Origin of the sequence: Sphingomonas sp., from assembly GCF_029239295.1 — a bacterium.
Classification (GTDB): domain Bacteria; phylum Pseudomonadota; class Alphaproteobacteria; order Sphingomonadales; family Sphingomonadaceae; genus Sphingomonas.
This window is the reverse complement of the sequence record NZ_JAQZBC010000027.1, coordinates 1-17,349: the sequence shown is the minus strand read 5'-3', so window position 1 is coordinate 17,349 and position 17,349 is coordinate 1. Positions and strand designations below refer to the sequence as shown.

Annotated in this window: 20 protein-coding genes and 1 other RNA gene; 9 read left to right on the top strand and 12 right to left on the bottom strand. The window is 65.3% G+C overall.

Annotation, left to right across the window (positions count from 1 at the left end; all coding sequences use genetic code 11):
• Positions 1–65: 65 nt before the first annotated feature.
• The gene (locus tag K0S66_RS16265) at positions 66–626 is read right to left on the bottom strand and encodes an SLATT domain-containing protein (protein WP_301076524.1); all 561 of its coding nucleotides are present in this window, start codon (positions 624–626) and stop codon (positions 66–68) included.
• A 618-nt stretch (positions 627–1,244) separates the two neighbouring features.
• Between K0S66_RS16265 and K0S66_RS16260 the strand changes: the two genes are divergently transcribed.
• Positions 1,245–1,637: a hypothetical protein gene (locus tag K0S66_RS16260; protein WP_301076523.1), complete on the top strand. Its 393-nt coding sequence runs from the start codon at positions 1,245–1,247 to the stop codon at positions 1,635–1,637.
• Positions 1,638–1,863: 226 nt separating this feature from the next.
• Here K0S66_RS16260 and K0S66_RS16255 read toward each other — a convergent pair whose 3' ends face one another.
• The 3 genes from K0S66_RS16255 to rnpB form a co-directional block, all read right to left on the bottom strand.
• Positions 1,864–2,175: a (2Fe-2S) ferredoxin domain-containing protein gene (locus tag K0S66_RS16255; protein ID WP_301076522.1), complete on the bottom strand. Its 312-nt coding sequence runs from the start codon at positions 2,173–2,175 to the stop codon at positions 1,864–1,866.
• Entirely contained in the window at positions 2,172–2,708 is a 537-nt protein-coding gene (locus K0S66_RS16250; RefSeq protein ID WP_301076521.1) for a J domain-containing protein, read from the bottom strand. Before K0S66_RS16250 ends, K0S66_RS16255 begins: the two co-directional genes overlap by 4 nt.
• A 39-nt stretch (positions 2,709–2,747) precedes the next feature.
• Positions 2,748–3,139: RNase P RNA component class A (gene rnpB / locus K0S66_RS16245), an RNA gene on the bottom strand.
• 211 nt (positions 3,140–3,350) lie between these two features.
• On the opposite strand from rnpB, the gene K0S66_RS16240 reads away from it, so the two are divergent.
• Both K0S66_RS16240 and K0S66_RS16235 read left to right on the top strand, forming a co-directional pair.
• Entirely contained in the window at positions 3,351–4,130 is a 780-nt protein-coding gene (locus K0S66_RS16240; RefSeq protein WP_301076520.1) for an SDR family oxidoreductase, read from the top strand.
• Between the two features lie 217 nt (positions 4,131–4,347).
• A complete protein-coding gene (locus K0S66_RS16235; RefSeq protein WP_301076519.1) occupies positions 4,348–4,914 on the top strand; it encodes a DUF1697 domain-containing protein in 567 nt (188 codons plus the stop codon).
• Between the two features lie 205 nt (positions 4,915–5,119).
• On the opposite strand, the gene K0S66_RS16230 is transcribed toward K0S66_RS16235, so the two are convergent.
• From K0S66_RS16230 to K0S66_RS16195, 8 genes are all read right to left on the bottom strand, one after another.
• Positions 5,120–5,809: an N-acetylmuramoyl-L-alanine amidase gene (locus K0S66_RS16230; protein ID WP_301076518.1), complete on the bottom strand. Its 690-nt coding sequence runs from the start codon at positions 5,807–5,809 to the stop codon at positions 5,120–5,122.
• Positions 5,810–5,877: 68 nt separating this feature from the next.
• Positions 5,878–6,699: a protein-glutamate O-methyltransferase CheR gene (locus K0S66_RS16225; protein ID WP_301076517.1), complete on the bottom strand. Its 822-nt coding sequence runs from the start codon at positions 6,697–6,699 to the stop codon at positions 5,878–5,880.
• Complete coding sequence (locus K0S66_RS16220; protein WP_301076516.1) at positions 6,690–7,706, bottom strand: chemotaxis protein CheB; 1,017 nt, start codon at positions 7,704–7,706, stop codon at positions 6,690–6,692. The genes K0S66_RS16225 and K0S66_RS16220 overlap by 10 nt, the downstream gene beginning before the upstream one ends.
• A gap of 76 nt (positions 7,707–7,782) precedes the next feature.
• A complete protein-coding gene (locus K0S66_RS16215; protein ID WP_301076515.1) occupies positions 7,783–8,148 on the bottom strand; it encodes a response regulator in 366 nt (121 codons plus the stop codon).
• Positions 8,149–8,207: 59 nt separating this feature from the next.
• The gene (locus K0S66_RS16210) at positions 8,208–8,702 is read right to left on the bottom strand and encodes a chemotaxis protein CheW (RefSeq protein WP_301076514.1); all 495 of its coding nucleotides are present in this window, start codon (positions 8,700–8,702) and stop codon (positions 8,208–8,210) included.
• Complete coding sequence (locus K0S66_RS16205) at positions 8,699–10,978, bottom strand: chemotaxis protein CheW (protein WP_301076513.1); 2,280 nt, start codon at positions 10,976–10,978, stop codon at positions 8,699–8,701. The genes K0S66_RS16210 and K0S66_RS16205 overlap by 4 nt, the downstream gene beginning before the upstream one ends.
• Positions 10,979–11,099: 121 nt before the next feature.
• Positions 11,100–11,744 (bottom strand): histidine phosphotransferase family protein, encoded by a 645-nt coding sequence (locus tag K0S66_RS16200; RefSeq protein ID WP_301076512.1) that lies wholly within the window; start codon positions 11,742–11,744, stop codon positions 11,100–11,102.
• Between the two features lie 24 nt (positions 11,745–11,768).
• Positions 11,769–12,146: a M67 family metallopeptidase gene (locus K0S66_RS16195; RefSeq protein WP_301076511.1), complete on the bottom strand. Its 378-nt coding sequence runs from the start codon at positions 12,144–12,146 to the stop codon at positions 11,769–11,771.
• Positions 12,147–12,191: 45 nt separating this feature from the next.
• On the opposite strand from K0S66_RS16195, the gene K0S66_RS16190 reads away from it, so the two are divergent.
• The 6 genes from K0S66_RS16190 (at position 12,192) to bfr (ending at position 17,134) form a co-directional block, all read left to right on the top strand.
• A complete protein-coding gene (locus K0S66_RS16190) occupies positions 12,192–13,208 on the top strand; it encodes an RluA family pseudouridine synthase (RefSeq protein ID WP_301076510.1) in 1,017 nt (338 codons plus the stop codon).
• Positions 13,201–14,100 (top strand): RNA polymerase sigma factor RpoH, encoded by a 900-nt coding sequence (rpoH, locus tag K0S66_RS16185; protein ID WP_046408604.1) that lies wholly within the window; start codon positions 13,201–13,203, stop codon positions 14,098–14,100. The genes K0S66_RS16190 and rpoH overlap by 8 nt, the downstream gene beginning before the upstream one ends.
• Positions 14,101–14,199: 99 nt before the next feature.
• Complete coding sequence (locus K0S66_RS16180) at positions 14,200–14,964, top strand: hypothetical protein (protein ID WP_301076509.1); 765 nt, start codon at positions 14,200–14,202, stop codon at positions 14,962–14,964.
• A gap of 78 nt (positions 14,965–15,042) precedes the next feature.
• Positions 15,043–16,284 (top strand): DUF418 domain-containing protein, encoded by a 1,242-nt coding sequence (locus K0S66_RS16175; RefSeq protein WP_301076508.1) that lies wholly within the window; start codon positions 15,043–15,045, stop codon positions 16,282–16,284.
• A gap of 97 nt (positions 16,285–16,381) precedes the next feature.
• On the top strand, positions 16,382–16,552 hold the full coding sequence (locus tag K0S66_RS16170) for a (2Fe-2S)-binding protein (protein WP_301076525.1): 171 nt from the start codon (positions 16,382–16,384) through the stop codon (positions 16,550–16,552).
• Between the two features lie 96 nt (positions 16,553–16,648).
• Complete coding sequence (gene bfr, locus K0S66_RS16165; protein WP_301076507.1) at positions 16,649–17,134, top strand: bacterioferritin; 486 nt, start codon at positions 16,649–16,651, stop codon at positions 17,132–17,134.
• Positions 17,135–17,349: the final 215 nt, after the last annotated feature.

The following is a 17,349-nucleotide window of genomic DNA, read 5'->3' as shown; positions in this document are numbered from 1 at the left end:
TCGATGCTGCCAGGCGGGTTGTGCAACACCGCCCCGAGGGGCACCATACCAACCCCGGACTCCAGTTATGACTGGTAGAGCTTTGGGGAGCACGTCACCGCGAACAGAAGGAAGGCAAATCCTTTACGTGCCAACCTCCTGCCCCCTACACGAAATATGAGATTCTTTGGAATCTCAACCTCTCCGACGGCATTGCTTAATTTCTGGCGACGCAGGAAAATATCAAACAGGATTTCATCATAGTCATCATCGGATTGATTCTCATATAGATCTAATATCTCAGCATATCTTGCCATCTTTTCATCTGTAGACATGCCTTTATTATTATACAGCGCCTGGAGCCTCAGATAGCAGTTTTTGAACTGGTCCGCCCGTTCTTGATATCTTTCTCCGGAAATATAGAGCGATAATCCAAATGTTGCCACCGAGAGTGGCGCCATTATTATTTGGGAATTACCAGTGCTGTAATTTCCGGATAGCTCAATCAGCGAATATAATATCATGCAAAAAGCATAATAACTTAAAAGCCTATGCCAAAGACGCGCATTTGACCTTAGCCGTGCCTCGGTCGTCATGCGCGTCTTGTAAGTTATATATATTCGTTCTTCTTGGGCGTTTTCAGCCATGTTGTGGGCGCATACAATGGATCACTAATTCCTCCGAAGAAGAAAGCGCAGGCTCAGACGAACTCAGCGATAGGACAACCCCGTTTCGACGCGGGGCTAATGGCGAATGCCAAACCGCCCACTTCAGCAGCGTATTTGCTGCGGCAAGATTGCGCAATACGTCTTGTTAAGTCGATCGTTATTCTCACAGCATTCGCAGTCCTTCATCAAAGACCTTCACGGCGACAGGGGAGGTCGAGCAGCCCCGCCGCGGCAAAGCCGCGTCGTCAGTCGGCGCTTGGCGCCGCTGGCCGTGGCCGCGCCGGGGCGCTTGGCTGTAGCTGGGCTACAGCCTTGCGGCGCGGCCTGTCCTACAACCCCCTTTTCGGTATAACTCCCCCGTCCAGCGATCACCCGCGAGGACGAAGCCGATGCCGCATCCTGCCGCCATCCCTCCCTTTCCCACCCACGCGCCGATCAGCGACACCAGCCTCGATGCCGTCCGCCACTGGCAGGCGCTGGTCGATGCCCGCAGCTCCGCTCCAGCGAGACCAGACAGCACCTCTCCGCCGCCCAAGCGGAACCCTCCCCCCTCGCCCCCGTTGCCTCCGCAGACACCCACGTCCGCGGAGAATTAACATGGATTACAAGAAGATGGGCTTCGGCCTCGGCCTGTTCTCGATCGCGCTTGGCGTGGCTGAGCTGGTGGCGGCGCGGCGGATCACCCGCACGCTCGATGCCGAGGGGCATGAAACTCTGGTCAAGGCATTCGGCGCGCGCGAATTGCTCGCCGGGGCCAACCTGCTCGCCGCTCCCGCCGTCGCCACCAACGTCTGGAACCGCGCGGCCGGCGATGTCATGGATATCGCCGCCGCGGGCGCCGCCGTCCGCAACAGCCCGAACAATCGCGCCGCCTGGGGCACGCTGGCCTTTGTCGTCGGTGCACTTGCCCTCGACACCTGGGTGGCGCGTGGACTGGACAAGCAGACCGGCAAGACCTTCCCAGCCCGTTCCGGCCCGCTCGCGGCCTGAGATCAGGCAATACGCGCCGCGGCGTCGCGGGCGGCCACACCCCGCCCGCGGACGCCGCCGAGAGGCGGCGACAGCTGACAGCGCGCAGGGCAGCGAGGCAACGCCGCCCTGCCTTGCCCCGCCCCCGCACCTTACCCGCAAGGAAACGCCGCCACCACAAACGGCAGCCACATAAATCCAATCAAAAGGACCGCTCAGCCCCCGGAACGGGAGCGAGCAGGCGCGATCAGTCCTCTGGCTGCTCCGGCGCCGCAAAGCGTGCCGCCAGCGCCGCCACATCCTCGCCGGGCCCCACTACCAGCCACTCGTGCGGCTTGCGCGTATCCACCACCGTCACCGCATTCTTCGGGCACAGCCCCAGGCATTTCACCTCGATCACGCCGACCTGCGCCTTGCGCTTCTTGCCGAACCCCGGCTCGCGCCGCAGCGCCTTGGCCAGCCCGTCATGCCCCTTCTCACCAAAGCCGCCGTCGATCTTCTTGGAGCATTTGGCGCACACCAGGACCGCGTCGGTCCAGTTGGACTTCGCGCGTTTCACGCCGGCTTCCAGGTCCGCCGCTCTTCCGCCGTACGCAGCACCTCATAGGCCGCCTGGATCGCCTGAAACCGCTTGGCGGCCTCGGCATCGCCGGGGCGCACGTCGGGATGGTTGGTCTTGGCCAGCCGCCGCCACGCCAGCCGCACGTCCTCGAACGTCGCGTCCGTCTCCAGCTCCAGCACCTCCAGCGCACGCATCTCGTCGCGTGATCGGCTGCCGTCGCCCGATCCGGCCCAGCTCTGGTAGCGGGACTGTTCATAGCCCGACGCATCGCGCCGCTCATCCTGCTCGCGCGCCGCCGCTTCCTCGGCGTCCAGCCCCTCGAAGTAATTCCAGCCGCGATTGTATTCGCCGGCATGCGTCTGGCAGAAATACCAGCGTTCGGGGCTGTTGGGGGATTTGGGGGCGGGGCAATTGCCCGGCTCGTCGCAGCCGTGCCGGTCGCACAGCCGCACCGCAGTGGCTTCACGGGATGCGCCATAACTGCGCCAGCGGGGAAAGCCCCAGTCGTTGGATCGGGAGGAACGCGCCATTGCCCCCGATCTAGCGATTGTGGGCCAAAGGTTAAAGGTGACACCAGAGGGCCTGTAAGCCGGGTTCTGTCCACCCTTGCGGGATAGGCGACCATTCCTCTCGGTGCGCCGTTGCCGACGCACTCCAGCAACCAACCCGGGCAGCAGGTGGGAACACACCCCGGGGATCAAGTCCCCATGCCGCCCCTATTCGGTCTTGCTCCCGGTGGGGTTTGCCATGCCGCCGCCGTTACCGGCCGCGCGGTGCGCTTTTACCGCACCCTTTCACCCTTGCCTGGCCGAAGCCTTCATCCGAAGATTGGGCGGTCTGCTCTCTGTGGCACTTTCCCTGGGGTCACCCCCGGCGGGCGTTACCCGCCACCGTTGTTCCATGGAGCCCGGACTTTCCTCGGCGTGGAACAAGTCCACGACGCGGCCGCCCGGCCCTCTGGTGTGCGGCGGCTGTAGCGTGGCGCCCGCGGAATGCAATCGCTGCCCGCGGAGGATCAGGCGCCGGGAATTGCGGCCGCACGCATGATCGCCTACGGTGCCCGCGTTCTCAGGAGCTTGTCGAGATGATCCAGCGTCACCGCTGAAGCGGAACATGACCATCTGCCAGCGGCGCGATCCGCCGGCTGACCAAGCTCTATTTTCGAGAACATCATGCAACGATTGAAGAACAAGACGTGCGTCGTCACTGGCGCGGCACGTGGCATCGGCCGCGCCATCGCCGCCCGCTTCCATGACGAAGGGGCGATCGTCATCGTCACCGATATTGACCAGCCGCTCGGCGCAGCGACGGCGGCAGAAATCGGCTGTCGCTTCGCGCCGCTCGACGTGCGCGAGGAGGCCGACTGGGCACGACTGGCGGCCCTCGTCCCGGTCGCGGACGTGGTGGTCAACAACGCCGGCGTGACCGGTTTCGAGGGCGGCATGGCAGCCCATGATCCCGAACACGCCAGTCTTGCCGACTGGCGCGAGGTCCATCGCGTCAACCTCGACGGCACGTTCCTGGGCTGTCGCTACGCGATCGCCGCGATGAAGGCAGCGGGCACAGGCTCCATCATCAACATATCCTCTCGCTCCGGGCTGGTCGGCATTCCCGGCGCGGCGGCCTATGCCTCCTCCAAGGCCGCGATCCGCAACCACAGCAAGACCGTCGCGCTCTACTGCGCGCAGCAGGGCTGGAAGATACGCTGCAACTCGATCCACCCGGCGGCGATCCTCACGCCGATCTGGGAGCCGATGCTGGGCGACGGTCCAGACCGCGAGGCAAGGATGCAGGCGCTCGTCGCGGACACGCCGTTGAAGCGCTTCGGCCTGCCTGAGGAAGTTGCCGCCATTGCTGCGATGCTGGCATCGGACGAGGCCACCTATGTCACCGGGACCGAAGTCACCATCGACGGCGGCCTGCTGGCCGGCTCCGCCGCCTCACCCGGATAGAGGCACAGGCGCGGGCACCTTCCCGATCGGCGGATAGTGCGCAAGCCGCGGGGTATCCCCCCTCCAATGCTCACTTTTATGAGCGGGAAGGTGCTCAAGATCTCTCAAACGGTCGGCGAAACCGGCGCGCGCGCTTTTCCCAGAGGCTGTCGGTCTCGGCGCTAAATGTCACTCCGCGACACGGCAGCGCGTTATAACACAGATCGAACCTCGAGAATTGCAGGTCACGCTGTATCGTGACGGTGATCGTAAGACAGGAGGTGCGACGTTGACCGGATATGTAGCCCTTATTCGCGCGGTGAACGTCGGTGGCACCGGCAAGCTGCCGATGACAGTGCTGGCACAGATGTGTGAAGCGGTCGGGTTCGAGAAGGTGAAAACCTATATCGCGAGCGGCAACGTGGTTTTCCAAAGCGGGGCGGCAGAGGATCAGGTGCGATCCGCAATGGAAGAGCAGCTACAGACATATGCCGGCAAAAGCGTCGGCGTCTTCGTGAGAACCGCTGCCGAAATTGCCGACACGCTGGCTCGCAACCCGTTCGTGGGCGCACCAGGCAATCGTGTCATGACACTGTTCGTGGATGGGCCGCTTCCGGCTGACCCCCTCGACAGTGTGACCGGGATTAGGGACGAACAGGTGCGCTTGGGAAAGCGCGAGTTGTTCGTCCTCTACCCCGACGGAATGGCAAACAGCCGTCTTCGCATACCCAGCGAAAAGCACGGAACGGCGCGAAACATGAACACGGTCACGAAGCTTGCCACGATGGCGGCAGCGGTCGCTTGATCCCGACAGGTATAGCGGAGCTGATAGGCGTGCCGCGCTTAACGAATGGCCGTCATTGCGGAGCCCGGATCGCCGGCCTGAACGCCCCCCATGGGCGAAATCTGCCGTTTCAACCGATCACCACCACCACACAGGCAAAGCCACACAGGCTCCGCGCTTCGTGGCAAAACCACTCTTTGCGTAGCCAACCCTCAGGGCGCGCCTGTCAGTCGTCGCCCTGCGGCTTGGGCAATAGCAGCGCCAGCAGGATCATGCGGCACTCCGCGTCGATCTCGCCATCGATCAGCTCCGGCCGAAACCGTCGCTGGAACGCGACGATCGCCGCCATCTTATCGCTCACGTCATAGCCGAACCGCTCGAGCGCCAGCAGGAACGCGGCCTCCCCCCACATCGGATCCATCAGGTTCCTGGTCGGCCGAGGTAGCGCCAGGCGGAGGCGCGCCAGCTTGCCCCAGGGGAACAGCTCACCCGGATCACGCTTTCGGGCCGGCGCAATGTCCGAATGCGCCACGATATTGCCGCGCGTGATCTCGTATCGATCCTTGATCACGTGGACCAAGCGGATCACCGCGTCGATCTGTGCATCCGGAAAGGGACGGTAGCCGAATTCATGCCCAGGATTGACGATCTCAATCCCGATCGACGCGGAGTTTACGTCGGTTATGTCGCGCCAGTGCGACTTGCCGGCGTGCCACGCGCGCTTCTCCTCCGGTACTAGGCGAAGGATCGTGCCGTCCTCCTCCACTACATAATGCGCGGAAACCTTCGCCTCCGGGTCGCGCAGGCGCGCGATGGCGGACGGTCCGTCCTCCATGCCGGTGTAGTGAAGCACGATCATCGTGATCGGCAGCGTGCGCTCGTCGAAATTGGGCGATGGCGCCTCGATTGGCGTCATGGATACTCCTGCGGGCCGCTCGTCACAGCGTCCGCCTTACATCGCCGGCGCGTCCCCCGCCATGCCGTTCAGCGTGCGGCGACCAGCTCGTAGAGCCCACGGAACTGCTTGCTCGGCACGAACCGGTCGGATTGCCCGATAACGGTCTCGCCTGCGCCCAGCATCAACAGCCCGCCCGGCTTCAGGCTGCGCGCGATTGTATCCAGCACGCGCGACCGCAACTCGGGCGCCAGGTAGAACAGCACGTTGCGGCAGAATACAGCATCGAGCCGCCCGGCTGGCGGGGGATCAAGCACCAGGTTGCTTCGCCGCCACGAAATACCGCGAACCAGCGCAGGCTGCGCCACCCAATCCTCGCCCTCCTGGTCGAACCAGCGCACCATTCGGCCGATCGGCAGCCCACGCTGGATCTCGAAATGCGAGAAGCGGCCTGTCCGCGCGCGCGCGATGGCCGCCGCCGATACGTCACTGGCGATGATCTCGGGCGCTGCGCCGCCGCGCTCGGCAAAGGCGATCGCCAGCGACAGCGGCTCCTGCCCGGTCGCGCAGCCAGCACACCAGATCCGCGGCACGCCGTCCGCATTGGCGGCAATCGCCGCCGCCGCCGCACCGATCGCCTCGCCGTCGCGGAAAAACGAAGTTTCCTGGTTCAGCAGCGCGTCGACAATCCGGTCGGCCAGCGCCGGGTTCCGCCCATGGCGGACATGCGCCACCAGTTCATCGACCGACGCTACACCGCTCGCGGTCGCCAGCGGGCGCAGCGCGGTGTCGATCCGCCACGCGCGGTTGGCGGCGATCTGCTGCCCGGTTCGCGATTCCAGCAGGCTGGCGAGTGCCGCCATCGTCGTCGCGCTCGCCTGCGGCTGGGTGGTTACCTGGCTCAGCGGCATGCCGCGGCTCCCATCTGGCCGGCGACGAAGCCGCCGATCGCGCTGGGCGACAGGACGGCATCGGCCAGCCCCGCTGCGGCGACGGCGCCGGGCATGCCCCAGACGACGGAGCTTTCGCGATCCTGCACGACCACCGTGCCGCCCGCGCGGTGAACCTCGCGCGCGCCATCCAAGCCATCGCGCCCCATCCCGCTCAGCACGATCGCGAGCAGCCGCGCGCCGAAATGCGCCGCGCCGCTTTCGAACATCGGGTCGACCGACGGCAGATTGCCGTTCGCGACGGGTGTGCGCGACAACCGCAGCGTCGTCCGCCCGGTGCGCCGCGGCGCCACCATCAGATGCGCGTCTCCCGGTGCCACCACGATCATGTCATCCTCCAGCGCCATCCGATCGGTCGCCACGACACAGCGGCGGCCCGTGGCGGTGTGCAGCTGGCCGGCGAAATGCGAAACGAACGCCAGCGGGAGATGCTGGGTCACCATGATCGGCGCGTGAAAGGTCGGCGGCAGTTCGATCAGCACCTTGTTCAGCGCGTGAATACCGCCCGTCGATGCGCCGATCGCCACCGCGTCAAAGGCGCGCGCCGCCAATCCAGCAGCAGCTGCCGCGCCGCTCAGCGGCTCCTTCGGGTCCGTGAGGCGCGCGATCTTCTCGGCCAGCACCTTCGCGAAATTGCCCGCGCAGATGCTGCCGCCTGGCTTCACCAGCGTATCCGCCGCGCCCAGCGCCAGCGCCTGAACGGTCGCCGCGGCCCCCGCGCCCGCCGCCGATGAGACCACCAGAACCCGCGCGCCGCCGCCCGCCGTCAGCAGGTCAGGCAGGCCGCTCAGCCCGTCGATCCCGGGCATCTCCAGGTCGAGCAGGATCACGTCGACCATCTCGCTGGCGAGAAACCGGAGCGCCGAGGGCACGTCCGCTACCGCGGCGGCCACCTGGCACCCGCCGCCATCCTGCGCGATGCGGGTGAGCACCGTGCGGGCGACGAGCGAATCATCGACGATCAGCACGCGGGGAATGCCAGCCGCCGTAGCTTGTCCGGCCGGCCTCCCGGTCGGATCCATGGTCGTCCGACCGATCACGGGTTCAGGCGAGGCCAACGATCTGCAGCTTGCTTTGCAGCGTCTCGCGATCGAACGGCTTCATGACATATTCGTCGGCGCCCGCCTCGATCGCGGCGCGGATGTGCGCCACGCCGTTCTCAGTAGTGCAAAACACCACTTTCGGTCGCGGCGATACGTCGGTTTCGCGCAGGGCGCGCAGGAACTCCATGCCGCTCATCACCGGCATGTTCCAGTCGAGCAGGATCACGTCGGGGATGCTGGCATTGCACGCGTCCAGCGCCTCGCGCCCATCCGCCGCTTCGCTGACGGTGAAATCGAGCCCCTCCAGGATATGGCGGGCGACCTTTCGGATCACTTTCGAATCGTCGACCACCAGACACGATTTCATGACGCTAACCCCTACCATCTGTTCTGCGCAGCCATGCGGTGCCAACCGTAAGGACCACGTTAATCCGGGGCGAAATCAACCCCATGCGCCATCGCGCCGACCAGCGCGGCCAGATCGATCACCAGCAGCGGCTCGCCATTGCGCTCCGCCGCCCCTGTTGCGACGCGCGACCAGCGCGGCCCCAGCGCCAGTCCGGCGGGAATGGGCGTCACGTCCAGCGGCGCGACATCGTCCAGCGTATCGACCAGCATTGCATGGTGGTGCCCGTCGACCACGGTGATGATCGCGCGCTGCACCTCGCCCTCGCCGCGTCGCAGGTTCAGGAGCTGCCAGGTGTCGACCACCGTCACCACGCGGCTGCGAAGCGCGGCCAGGCCGCGCACGGCCGGATGGCTGCACGGCGCGGGCACCACCGCTTCGATATCGACGACGGATTCCACCGCTTCGGCGGGCACCGCGATTGCCTGGCCGCCCAGCCGTGCCAGAAGATGCAGCCCGCCGCTCACCGGACCGCTCGATGCCACGCTCACCCGGCCGGTTACAGCGCCATTCATCGCCCGGCCCCCGCCGACAGCGCCTGCGCCAGCACGCTCGAATCCAGCGTCGGCTGGCCCGTCGCGGCATCTCGCGCCATCCGAACGACCCGTCCCACCGCGGCCGTCTCGTCATCCGCGGCCAACGTCACGACCGCGGTCTCGCCCGGTGCCAGGTCGCGCGCGACGCGATAGCCGGCCGCCTCGATCATCGGCCGAAGCATCGTGTCGGTCCAATGGCTGTCGACGCCCTGCACCAGGCAGATCGGTCGCGGCGCACGGTGCCCGTGGGCCGCCCACCAGGCGGCATCGATCAGTTCGATCGGTTCGCCCTCGATCACGGCCACCCCGCAGACCCGCGGGTCGGCGGAGGGAAGCAGGTCGTCCTGCAAGGTAACGATGTCGAGCGCGCGGCGCACCAGATAACCGGTCGCCTCGCCCGTCTCGGGAAGCATCAGCATCGTCAGTTCGCCCGACGTCGGCGCGGTCGCGGCATCCACGCTGCCCGGATCGACGACCAGCGCCACGGTTCCCTGCCGGCCGCGCGCCCACCAGCGTCCCCCCGCCTGGCGCAGCGTCCCCGGCTCGACGGCCTCGATCCGCTCCACCGCCGACAGGGCGACCGCGCGCTTGCGGCCATCCAGCGTCTCGATCATCAGCGCCGGGATGCCTGGCGCCGCCGGCTCTTCTTCCGGCTCCTCCACCGCGATCACCCGCTCGAAGGTCAGGCCCGCCCGCTCGGCCACCCCCGCGCAATCCAGCAGCAGCAACGGCCGGCCCGTATCGAGCAGCATCTGCCCGGCATAGATACCTGCCGCCATCACCGCCGGCGCCACCGGCTTCACGACCAGTTCCTGCGTGTCATCGACCGCGTCCACGCCCAGCGCGTAGCTGCCGTGCGCAAGGTTGACGATCATCAGCATCGTGCCGACGGCATCGCCCTGCCCCAGCATCCGGTTCAACCGGATTACCGGCAGGCGGCGGCCGCGCACCGTGACCAGCAGCGTGTCGCCCACCGCATCAATCCGCACCGCATCGGATCCGACCGCGACAATCTCCTCGATCGCCTGGCGCGGCACCGCATAGCTGTTCCCGCCGGCCTCGATCACGATCGCGGAAAGGATCGCGAGCGTCAGGGGCACTTCGATCGTCGTGGTCAGCCCGCGCCCGACGACATTGTCCAGCCGGATGCTGCCGCCGATCTGTTCGACGTTGGTGCGCACCACATCCATGCCGACGCCGCGGCCCGACGTGGTGGTCGCCACATCGCGGGTCGACAGCCCCGGTTCGAACACCAGGTTCAGCCGCGCGCGCGCATTCAGTGCATTCAGCTCGGCCGCGCGTGCCGGCTCCTGCTCGATACGCTTGGCCAGCAGCTTCGCGGTATCGATCCCCCGGCCGTCATCCGCCACCTCGACGATGATGCGATTGCCCGATTGCCGCGCGACGATCGCCAAGCGGCCGGTCTCTGCCTTGCCCGCGCGGCGGCGGCCCTCGGGTTCCTCGATGCCGTGATCAATCGCGTTGCGAACGATATGGACCAGCGGATCGCGCAGCAGCTCGATCATCTCGCGGTCCAGCTCGACATCCGCGCCGCCGATCGAAAGAGACACCTTCTTGCCCAGTGCCGAGGCGGTATCGCGCACCAGCCGCGGCAAGGCTGAAAACAGCGAATCGATCGTCTGCATCCGCGTGCGGGTGACGGTGTCGCGCAATTCCGCCACGGTCAGCGACAGGCGATCCACCGCCGATTCCAGCGTCGTGTCACCACTGTCACGCAGCCGACGGGCAAGCTCGTTGCGCGCTAGCACCATCTCGGACACGCCGTTCATCATCCGGTCGAGCAGATCGACCGACAGGCGGATGCTGCGCGCCGGCGCCCTTGGCGCGCTGGTGATCGGTACGACGATGGGGTCGGGCGCGGCGTCCGCCTTACCTTCGAGCGCGGCGAGCAATTGCTCCTCGGCCGAATCGTCCAGTGCGGCGCCCGCGTCGATCGCTTCCACGATCTCGCCGATGCGGTCGACGATCGCCAGCACCGCATTGACCAGCGCCGGATCGGCGGCGCGCTCGCCTGATCGAACGCTTTGCAGCACGTCTTCCGCCGCATGGCTTAGGCGGGCGAGCCGCGGCAGGTCCAGAAAGCCGCAGCTCCCCTTCACCGTATGGACGAAGCGGAAGATCGAATCGAGCCGGGCGCGGTCAGACGGATCCGCCTCCCACGCGACGATCTCCCCCGCCAGCGCGTCGAGCGTTTCGCGGGTTTCCGCGGTGAATTCCTGCAGCAGATCGTCCATTGCCCGGCGGTGATGAAGCACCGCCGGTAAATTCCACGTTTATTACGTCAGGCCGCCCCGCCGATTGCTGTGTCGATCGCCGAGCGAGCTCTTGCAGATCGTTGGCGCGGACGCGTCTGGATCAGTTCGGCCGCATCGTTGCGCCGAACAGCATCACCGTCTCGTCGGGCGCGCTCACCAGCACGCGGCCGTTGGCGGCCTTCACCATCTCATGCACCAGAAACGCCGCTGCCGCCCGCGGCGTGACTGCGTCGGAGGAACGGCCGTCGACGAGCGTGGTGCGCAATTCGTCGTCCAGCGTGATGCGCGGCCCTTCTGCCTTCATCACAATCTCGATCGCCGTGTCGCCGCTCTCGCTGCCGATATCCAGCGATCCGCCGCGCACCAGCGTGTCGCCGGCGATCATTGCCATGTTCAGCAGCACCTTGATCGCCGCCTTGGGCAGCATCGGCTCCTCGACCAGCCAATTGACCTTCAGTCGCTTGGTTTCGCCGAACAGCCCCTCGATCGCCTGTTGCGCCTCGCGCGTGTCGACCGCCTCGCCGAACCCACCCGCCGCGCCGAACGCCAGGCGAAAGAACTTCAGCTTCGCCGCCGAGGTGCGCGCGCTCTCCGCCATCAACTCCATGCACCGTTCGCGCATCTTGGGATCGGTCTCGTCTGCCAGCAGCTCCAGCCCGTTGTTCAGCGCGCCGATGGGCGACAGAAGATCATGGCATAAGCGGGAGCAGAGCAGGCTGGCGAAGTCGACGGGATCGATGGTCATGGCCGTTCAATGACCTACCGGACTTTAGCGCGCAATGGCGAGCGGAAGCGGATCGAAGCGGCCGTGCACCGCTCCGTCGCGGACGGCCTTCCACGCGGTCACGTCCTTGCCTGCCACGATGATCCAGATGCTGCCATCGGGCGCCGCCGCCGCCGCATCGGTGGGCGATGGATCGGCGCGTCCGGAGGGGTGCGAATGGTAATGGCCGATCACCGCCGGGCCGCCCGCCCGCGCGCTGCGCAGCGCGGCAAAAAGCGCCGCCGGATCCAGCTCGAAATGCGTCGCCGGGGTGGAATGAACATTGCGGCACGCACGCACCTGCGTCACATGGCCTTCCTCACCCAACAGCAGCCCGCAGATCTCGTCCGCGCTTCGTGCCGCAGACGAAATGATTCCACTCACCAGCGATCTTGAAATTTGCAGCGTCTCACCCATCTAGCACACCTCATGGACCGGGGGGTTTCCATCATTCAAGCGACGATCGCACAGGCTGCCGACGGATGGCGGCTTGACCGTGCGCTCGCCGAGGCCGTGCCGACGCTTTCGCGTGAGCGGTTGAAGGTGTTGATCAACGCCGGCCAGGTCACCCGCGACGGGCTTGCAGTACGTGATCCTGCGCGTCGCGCCGCTGCGGGCGATATCTATAATGTGGCCGTGCCGGCACCCACGCCGGCGCATAATGAGCCGCAGGATATACCGCTGGTGGTCGCCTACGAAGACGAACATCTGATCGTGATCGACAAGCCCGCCGGGCTGGTCGTCCACCCTGCGGCGGGCAATTTCGACGGCACGCTCGTCAATGCGCTGCTGCATCATTGTGGCGGCTCGCTCTCCGGGATTGGCGGCGTCGCGCGGCCGGGCATCGTCCACCGGATCGACAAGGATACCTCGGGCCTGATGGTGGCGGCGAAGACCGATCGCACCCACGAAGGGCTGGCGAAGCAATTCGCCGCGCATACCATCGACCGGCGCTACAAGGCGATCGTCGGCGGCCGCCCGATGCCCCCCGCGGGCAAGGTCGATGCGCCGCTCGCGCGTTCGCCGCACAATCGCAAGAAGGTTGCGATCGTCGAGGGTGGCAAGCGTGCGGTCACCCATTACCGGACCGAACATCTGCTGCGCGATGCGGCGCTGGTGGAATGCCGGCTCGAAACCGGCCGCACCCACCAGGTCCGCGTCCACATGGCCTCGATCGGCCACGCCTTGCTGGGCGACCCGGTCTATGGTAGAACAAAACCAGTTCATAAGCGTCAACTTGATGAACTTTCATTCCGGCGACAGGCGCTCCACGCAGCCCGGCTGGGGTTCGTTCATCCGATCACAAGCACCGCTTTGTCGTTCGAAAGCGCGATGCCTGCAGACATGCAGGAACTGTTCAGTCAACTCGACGTATTGGGTGTAAGCGCCTGCGCCGACCTGCGCGAGGTGATTCCCCGGAAAGGGAGATTAGGTACTCATGGCTAGCGGCAACGTCCCAGCGACGATCCCCGCACTCGGCGGCGAGCAGAGCCTCAATCGCTATCTCGCCGAGATCAAGAAGTTCCCCATCCTGGCGCCGGAGCAGGAGTATATGCTCGCCAAGCGTTTCCAGGAGCATGGCGATCCTGAGGCGGCAGCCCAGCTCGTCACCAGCCACCTGCGTCTCGTTGCGAAGATCGCAATGGGCTATCGCGGCTATGGCCTGCCCGTGTCCGAGCTGATCAGCGAAGGCAACATCGGCCTGATGCAGGGTGTGAAGAAGTTTGAGCCCGATCGCGGCTTCCGCCTCGCCACTTATGCGATGTGGTGGATCCGCGCCTCGATCCAGGAATTCATCCTGCGCTCGTGGAGCCTCGTGAAGATGGGCACCACGGCCGCGCAGAAGAAGCTGTTCTTCAACCTGCGCCGCATGAAGGCCCGTCTGGACGCGTTCGAGGACGGCGATCTGAAGCCGGAGGACCTGACCAAGATCGCCACCGATCTCGGGGTCAGCGAGGCCGACGTGGTCAGCATGAACCGCCGCATGGCGATGGGCGGCGACACGTCGCTCAACGTCTCCATGCGCGAGGATGGCGAGGGCCAGTGGCAGGATTGGCTGCAGGACGATTCGCCCCTGCAGGATCAGATCGTTGCCGATGCGCAGGAGGCTGAAGTCCGCCACGACATGCTTGTCAGCGCGATGGACAGCCTGAACGATCGTGAAAAGCACATCCTGACCGAGCGCCGCCTGACCGACGATCCTAAGACGCTGGAGGAACTCAGCCAGGTCTATGGCGTCAGCCGCGAACGCGTCCGCCAGATCGAGGTGCGCGCCTTCGAAAAACTGCAAAAGGCGATGATGAAGGTCGCCGGCGAGAAGCGGCTGCTGCCTGCCTGATCGTTCCGGATGCCGGGGGCACCAAACACAGCCCCCCGCATTCCCGACGCGCCATTTCTCGCTTGAAAGCCAAACCGCTGTCGCCCACCCCCTGCCGGGATGGGTGACAACGGGACAATGTGGCGGGACATCAGGCAATTATACGCGGATTGCGGCGCGTTCGCGCTGGCGCTCCCGATCCTGTTCTCCGTTCCCGCCGTGCTCGAATTCGCGCAGCATGTCGTGGAGATCAAACTGGGCCTCTTCTCGCAAGGATTGGGCGCAGCCGCGGCGTTCGATCAGCGTCGCCTGTCGCTCGGCTTCGCAAAAAGCCTTGCGATGCTGCTCCCGGCCTATTGGTTCGTCCGCTTCATGGCCTCGCGCCGCGATGCCGACTGGGCAAGAAAGATCGAACGCCCGGCGGCGACTCTGTACGGCGTCCAGTTCGCGCTGCTCGCCATGGCGCAGTGGCTCAGCCTGTTCGGCCCTCCCCCCGGGCTAGTCCTCGGCTTGCCGCCGCATCTGTGGGATCATGCCTCGCTGCTTCTCGGCGCGCTTGGGGTGATGCTCGGCATCTACCTGGCGGCCTGGTGGGTCGCGTGGCCGCTCGGCAATTCGGCGATCGGCCCGCTGCGCTCCATTGCGGTGATGATCGGCAGCTTCTGGCGGGCGCTGATCTACATGCTTGCGGGCTTCCTGCCGCTGGCGGCCGTCCATCAATTGCTGAACGCCTTACCGATCGGCGCACCGGAATGGATCGTGTGGCTGGCAGTCACAATCGATTCCCTGGTGGTGGGCTTCCTCGCACTCTCTTCGGCCGGCGCCGTTTACCTCGCCGCGCGTCATGCCGCGCGACGCAGGAACATCACTCTTCTTGCGCGCTGACCTTCGCCGCGATGATTGCTGGTACATTCCAGTCTCGGCGCGGCGCATCGCGCCCGCTCCGGCTGAAAGAGCCCTACCGTGAGCGCCCCTGACACCTCGCGTCGGATCGCGACGATCGACGGCGTTCGCGGCTTCGCCGTTCTCGGCATCCTCCTGCTCAACATCGTCGCGTTCGCCATGCCCAGCTACGCCTATGTCGATCCGACGCTCTACGGCGGGACGACCGGAGCCAATTGGTGGGTCTGGGCGCTGACGTTCATCCTGGCCGATGGCAAGATGCGCGGCCTCTTCACAATGTTGTTCGGCGCGTCGACCCTGTTGATCGCGGATCGTGCCGGGCAATCGGGCACCTCGCCCACGCGCACCCATTACGCGCGCATGGTCAGCCTGCTGGGGATCGGCCTCGTGCACGCCTACCTCATCTGGTCAGGCGACATCCTGGTCCTCTATGCCCTGAGCGGCGCGATCGTTTTTCTCGCCCGACGCTGGGATGTTCCGCGCCAGCTCGCCGTCGCCGCGCTCCTGATGATCGCCCCGCTTGCCAGCGCTGCGCTCGACTATGCCGCGCTCCAGCACTTCCAGGCGCTCGCCACCGCGCCAGGCGCCTCGCCCGCGGTGCTGGCCGAATGGGCGCGCTACCAGGCTGACGTGGCCAGTATCAATGCAACAGTGCCGGCGGAGCTCAGCGCCTTTCGTGGCGATTGGCAGCAGGTGTCCGCGATGCGTGTGGAGTTGGCGTGGCAAGCCCAACGCCGGATCTTTCCGGACATGGCGGCTGAAACGATCGGCCTCATGCTTCTTGGCATGGTCCTGTTTCGCACCGGCTTCTTCAGCGGTGGGTGGCCGGCCTCCTGGTACCGCGCAACGCTGGCGGTCGGCTACGGCCTCTGCCTGCCGGGCTATGTCGCGATCGCGTGGTGGATCCGCCGCTCCGGTTTCGACCCGATGGTCCTGCTGCTCGCAGAGCCGCTGCATCTTGCCCTGCTGCGCCCCCCGATGGCCATGGCGCATGCCACACTGATCATCGCGTTGATCTCCCGTGTGCCGTCCGGCTGGCTTTCGCTGCGGCTCACCGCCGCCGGACGGATGGCGTTCACCAACTATCTGATGACCAGCATCATCTGCACGCTTCTCTTCTACGGCTATGGCCTCGGCTGGTTCGGCTATCTTGAACGATGGCAGCTTTATCCCATCGTCTGCCTTGTCTGGCTGTTGATCCTCCTCTGGTCAAAACCGTGGCTCGATCGATTCGCCATGGGGCCGCTGGAGTGGCTCTGGCGCGGCCTGACGATGGGTAAGCTCCCGGCCGTTCGCCGCTAACAAGGCATCGGCCAACCTTCTTTTGCGAATTAGACGCAATTATAGTTGCGACCTGTTCGCATGAGCGGTATGCACCTCGTCAGGAAAGGTGCTGTTCATGGTTGTTTGCGTTTGCAATGCTATTCGTGAGTGCCAGGTACGTGAGGCTGCCCGCGCCGGTTCAACAACCGCCTGCCAGGCTTATCGCTCACTCGGGCGCCAGCCGAAATGCGGTCAATGCACGCCGTTCGCGCGAGCGATTATCGATGAAGAACGTGCTGCTGCATAACATTCGCACCTTTAATAAACCGCAGAAATCCGCCATTTATTGATTGCTGATCCTTCCACGTCCGCGGTAAGACGGGGGCGACATGGAGGTATTTCAATGAAGGGCGACGCACGCGTCATCGAATTTCTGAACGAGACGCTGAAGAACGAGCTGACGGCGATCAATCAATATTGGTTGCACTATCGCCTGCTCGAACATTGGGGCGTCAAGAAGCTCGCCGAATATGAGCGGAATGAATCCATCGATGAAATGAAGCACGCCGATTGGCTTGCCGAGCGGATTCTCTTCCTTGATGGCCTGCCCAACTTCCAGCTGCTTGGTCGCCTGCGCATCGGCGAGACGGTCGAGGAAGTTCTGAAGGCCGATCTCGCGATGGAGATCGAGGCTGTCGCCCAGTTGAAGGCTGCGATCACCTATTGCGAAGAGGTCAAGGACTTCGGCAGTCGCGATCTGTTCACCCGCATCCTCATCAGCGAGGAAGAGCATGTCGATACGCTGGAACGCCAGTTCGAAATGATCGAGCGGATGGGCTTGCCGAACTACATCCAGCTGAATGCCGAGGCGGACAAGCCGCACGGCTGATCCGGGTACAGGCGCCGTCACCGCGATGGCGCCTGCTGCCTTTCAGTCCCAGCGAACGGGCCCGCAAACCGCGCACCCCGGTGCAACGCTTATCGGTTCAATCCACTTGGCGCGGCGCGGCGTCCAAAGCCGCCGGTTGGACGGCTGACCGGCGCCGGTCCGGCCTCCCGCTCCAGCAGCGCCAGCGTCTGATTGAATAGTGGACGGAGCGCGAC